Annotated in this window: 5 protein-coding genes; all 5 read right to left on the bottom strand. The window is 64.2% G+C overall.

The features are described 5' to 3' along the window. On the bottom strand, positions 1-935 hold a 935-nt coding region (locus ACESMD_RS07205), incomplete at its 3' end, for a RodZ domain-containing protein (RefSeq protein WP_372611718.1). Positions 936-965: 30 nt separating this feature from the next. After that, positions 966-1,712: a type IV pilus biogenesis/stability protein PilW gene (gene pilW, locus ACESMD_RS07200; RefSeq protein WP_372611716.1), complete on the bottom strand. Its 747-nt coding sequence runs from the start codon at positions 1,710-1,712 to the stop codon at positions 966-968. A gap of 126 nt (positions 1,713-1,838) precedes the next feature. Beyond that, a complete protein-coding gene (gene rlmN, locus ACESMD_RS07195; protein WP_372611714.1) occupies positions 1,839-2,963 on the bottom strand; it encodes a 23S rRNA (adenine(2503)-C(2))-methyltransferase RlmN in 1,125 nt (374 codons plus the stop codon). Between the two features lie 64 nt (positions 2,964-3,027). Continuing rightward, on the bottom strand, positions 3,028-3,456 hold the full coding sequence (ndk, locus tag ACESMD_RS07190; protein WP_372611712.1) for a nucleoside-diphosphate kinase: 429 nt from the start codon (positions 3,454-3,456) through the stop codon (positions 3,028-3,030). 199 nt (positions 3,457-3,655) lie between these two features. Continuing rightward, positions 3,656-3,982 carry a HesB/IscA family protein gene (locus ACESMD_RS07185; protein WP_372611710.1) on the bottom strand — a complete coding sequence of 109 codons (327 nt, stop codon included), beginning with the start codon at positions 3,980-3,982 and terminating at the stop codon, positions 3,656-3,658. Positions 3,983-3,994 lie beyond the last annotated feature (12 nt).

Genomic DNA, 3,994 nt, shown 5'->3' with positions numbered 1-3,994 from the left:
CCGGCACGCGGGCCGAGGTTCATGCTCTCGCCGCGCCAGCGCATCTCGACGCCGGTGGCGTTGCCCACGGTCAGACGAAAAGGGGGCTCGCCTTCGACGCGTGCCGTGGTGCCGGGTTCCTGAAGGCCGACGAAGACACGCTCGTTGGTGGCATCGAAGATCTCGGCCCAGGATTGCTCGTTGAAGGTGAGTTCAATCACGCCGGGGTCCGGGGCGGGTTCCGGTTCGGCTGCCGCCGTTTCGGGTTCGTCCGCCACGACCTCTGTTGCCTGCTCGGCGTCCTCGGCTTGTTCACGGGTGGCGAGGATCCCCGTGGCAGTGGTATCAACCTCCGCCGGCGTCAGGTCGGGATCATCGACAAGGCCCAAGTCACTGTCCTCTTCGGGCAGCGGTGGCAGGGCATCGAGATCCTGCGGTATTACAGGGGGGGGGTCTGGGCTCTCGGTGACGGTGGTGCTGCCGTCGAGGCTATCCACCGAGACTGGGCTGCTGTCACTGAACCCGGGCGGCTCATTGCCCCCGCGGCTTTGCCACCAGAGCAGTGTCAGGCCGATCAGGCCGGCGACCACCAGCAGGCTCACCAGGCGGAACAACCAGGCCCCTAGCCGTGATGGCGGGCGGGTGACATTGACCGGCGTGACCTTGCGTTCGCTGTCGGTGCTGCCGAAGCGGGCCCGGTAGGCATCCAGCACGGGGTGTTCGTCGATCCCCAGCAGGTTCGCATAGGAACGCAGGTAGCCGCGACGATACGCGGCCACCGGGACCTCATAATAGCTGTCATCTTCGAGACCCTGGATGACCGCCGGGCGCAGGTTCAGGGAACTGGCGATCTCCTCCCGCGAGAGGCCCTGGGACTCGCGCTCGCGCTTGAGCTGCTCACCCGGAGATACAGTCGTGGCGAAGTCGGCATTGTCGGTGGTTGGGGTATCGCTCATGGCTGAGCAGCCTTCGTCGAGATTCGGTAATCAGGGATCGCCACGGGTATTGTCCAGTTGTTCGCTATAGAAGGCGGCGGAGGCCTGGTCGCCCTGGGCCCGGGCGATGTCACGGGCGAGCCTCACGGCAGCGACATTGGGGCCAGCCAGGCGCATGTAGGTCTGCAACTGATCCTGAGCGCTAGCATGATTGCCCCGTGCATGTTCGATTTCGGCCAGGGTGAAATAGCTCCTCGGGCTGCGCGGGTCGATGGCCTGGGCGCGCGCCAGGCTGGTCCGGGCCGCATCGAGGTCGCCGAGCTCACGCTGACACTGGCCCAGGTTGGCGAACAGCTGGGCTCGGTTGGGGTACTGGGTGTCCCCTGACGCCTGCTCCAGTTGCTGGCAGGCCTCACGAATACGCCCTCGATCATACAGGAAGGCGGCGTAATTGTTGCGGGCCCTTGTCAGGCTCGGATCGGCAGCCAGGGCACGCTGGAAGGTCTCGTCGGCGAGCCTTTCCTCCCCCTGGCGCTGGTAGACCATGGCCATGGCCTGCAGGGCCTCGGCGGCGTCGGGATCGGCCTCGAGGGCGCGATCCAGGGCGCTCATGGCGCGCCTCAGGTTGTCTCGCTCGAGATAGGCGACGCCCAGCTCGGTGTAGGCCCGGGCCGCACTCTGCTCGGTACCGTCCTGCAGGCCCACCTGAGTGGCACATCCGCTGATCAGGATCGACCCGAACAGGATGATGATGGCAGGGGCCCGCACTAAACCGGTCAAGCAGGGGCGGCGCGTCATGGTGTCCTCGCGTCTGGCGTCACGACATTGCCGGCGACGAATCGGGAATGATTCGCTGCCGGAAGAAAAAAAGGCCTGTCCATCAAAGCGCTGTGTCTTGTCGAAGTCAAGGCAGACGCGGGGTCGTCAGTCGGCATCGATCTGGATCGACTGGATGTATCGTTCATGGCGGCGGGTACGATCCTTGACACGACCCACCAGCTGGCCGCAGGCGGCGTCGATATCATCGCCCCGGGTGGTACGGATTGGAGCCGTGTAGCCCAGCTCGTAGAGCCACTGCTGGAAACGCACGCACTGGTTGCGCGATGGCTTCTCGTAACCCGAATGGGGAAAGGGATTGAACGGGATCAGGTTGATCTTGCAGGGTAGCTCCTCGAGCAGGGCAGCGAGTTGCTCGGCATGGACCTGTTGGTCGTTGACATCCTTGATCAGGGTGTACTCGATGGTGATCATACGGGTGTCGTCACACTTGGCCAGATAGCGGTGACAGGCATCGAGTAGAGAGCGGATGTTGTACTTGCGGTTGATCGGCACCAGTTTGGTTCGCAGCTCATCGGTGGCCGCGTGCAGCGAGATGGCCAGGCTGACGTCGATCTCGTCACCGAGCCTGTCGATCATCGGCACCACCCCGGAGGTGGAGAGGGTGACCCGCCGCTTGGAGAGGCCGTAGCCGTCGTCGTCGAGCATCAGCTTCATCGCCGGTACCACGTTGTCGTAGTTCATCAGCGGCTCGCCCATACCCATCATCACCACATTGGTGACCGGGCGGTTGGCCGTGTCCTTGCGCGGCCCCACGCTGCGCTGGGCCACCCACACCTGGCCGATGATTTCGGCGGCGGTGAGGTTGCGCTGGAAGCCCTGCTTGCCGGTGGAGCAGAAACTGCAGTCCAGCGAGCAGCCCACCTGGGAGGAGACACAAAGGGTGCGTCGCTTGCCATTGTCGGCCGGGATCAGCACGGTCTCGACATAGCTGTCGTCCTCCACCTCCAGCACCCACTTGCGAGTGCCATCACTGGAACTGCCCTCGTAGATCACCCTGGGGCCACGAATCTCGGCTACCTCGGCCAGGCGCGTGCGCAGGGCCTTGGAGAGGTTGGTCATGGCGGCGAAGTCGTCGCACCCCTCGTGGTGGATCCACTTCATGACCTGGGCGGCACGGAATTTCTTCTCACCGATGGAAAGAAAGAAGGACTCCATTTCCTGGCGGGACATGCCGAGCAGGTTGGTGATTCGTGGGGCAGTGGTGGTCATGGCAGTCGGCGAGTCGGTGAGGCAGAGCGGGGGTTGGGTAACCCCCGGGGGAGGAGGCGAGCGATCAGCCGCGTGGGCAGATCTCGCTGTCCTGGAAGAAATAGGCAATCTCACGCTCGGCGGACTCCGAAGAGTCGGAACCGTGCACGGCGTTGGCATCGATGGTCTCGGCGAAGTCGGCGCGGATGGTGCCCGGTGCGGCGTCCTTGGGGTTGGTGGCACCCATCAGATCGCGGTTCTTGTCGATGGCATCCTCGCCTTCCAGCACCTGCACGACGACGGGGCCGGAGGTCATGAAGCCGACCAGATCCTTGTAGAAGGGCCGCCCCTTGTGCTCGGCATAGAATCTCCCTGCCTGGTCATTGGAGAGATGCAGCATCCTGGCGGCGGCGACCTTCAGTCCGGCCTTCTCGAAGCGAGAGATGATCTCGCCGATTGCATTCTTGGCGACTGCATCCGGCTTGATGATGGACAGGGTGCGCTGGTTGGCCATGGGTGTGTCTCTCCAATTGCATGGGTGGTCGACGGGGTGTCGATGGATAGCGCCGCGCCGCCCTTCGGCTCATGTATCGAGAGCAGGGGGCGGCGCAGCGGATCGGCCAGCGTGCGCCGACCGGGCGGGGAGTATAACGCTCCTGGGCGGCGTTGAACAATCGCCGCGCCAAAGGGGGCCTTGGTCCCGGGGTGGGAAGTCAGACGTTGAAGCTTTCGCCGCAGCCGCACTCATCCTTGACGTTGGGGTTGTTGAAGCGGAAGAAGCGATTGAGCCCCTCGTTGACGTAGTCGACCTCGCTGCCGTCGAGCATCTCCAGGGCCTCCGGTGCCACGTAGACGGCGACGCCATGTTCCTCGAAGGTCACGTCATCGTTTTCGGCCTCGTCGGCGAAGTCCAGGACATAGCTGTATCCGGAGCAGCCGCTGGGCTTGACCGAGACCCGCAGGCCCAGGCCATGGCCGCGCTCGTCGAGTACCCGGCGGATCTGCTCGGCGGCAGAATTGGTGATCGAAAGGTTCGTCATGGTCTCTCTCCT

This window comes from Halomonas sp. (assembly GCF_041689495.1).
GTDB lineage: Bacteria > Pseudomonadota > Gammaproteobacteria > Pseudomonadales > Halomonadaceae > Halomonas.
This window is presented reverse-complemented; position numbering and strand designations above follow the sequence as displayed.

What these genes read in the sequence shown, in the direction of transcription:
- pilW (WP_372611716.1), bottom strand. Translation starts at nt 1,712, where the DNA reads ATGACGCGCCGCCCCTGCTTGACCGGTTTAGTGCGGGCCCCTGCCATC.
- rlmN (WP_372611714.1), bottom strand. Translation starts at nt 2,963, where the DNA reads ATGACCACCACTGCCCCACGAATCACCAACCTGCTCGGCATGTCCCGC.
- ACESMD_RS07185 (WP_372611710.1), bottom strand. Translation starts at nt 3,982, where the DNA reads ATGACGAACCTTTCGATCACCAATTCTGCCGCCGAGCAGATCCGCCGG.
- ndk (WP_372611712.1), bottom strand. Translation starts at nt 3,456, where the DNA reads ATGGCCAACCAGCGCACCCTGTCCATCATCAAGCCGGATGCAGTCGCC.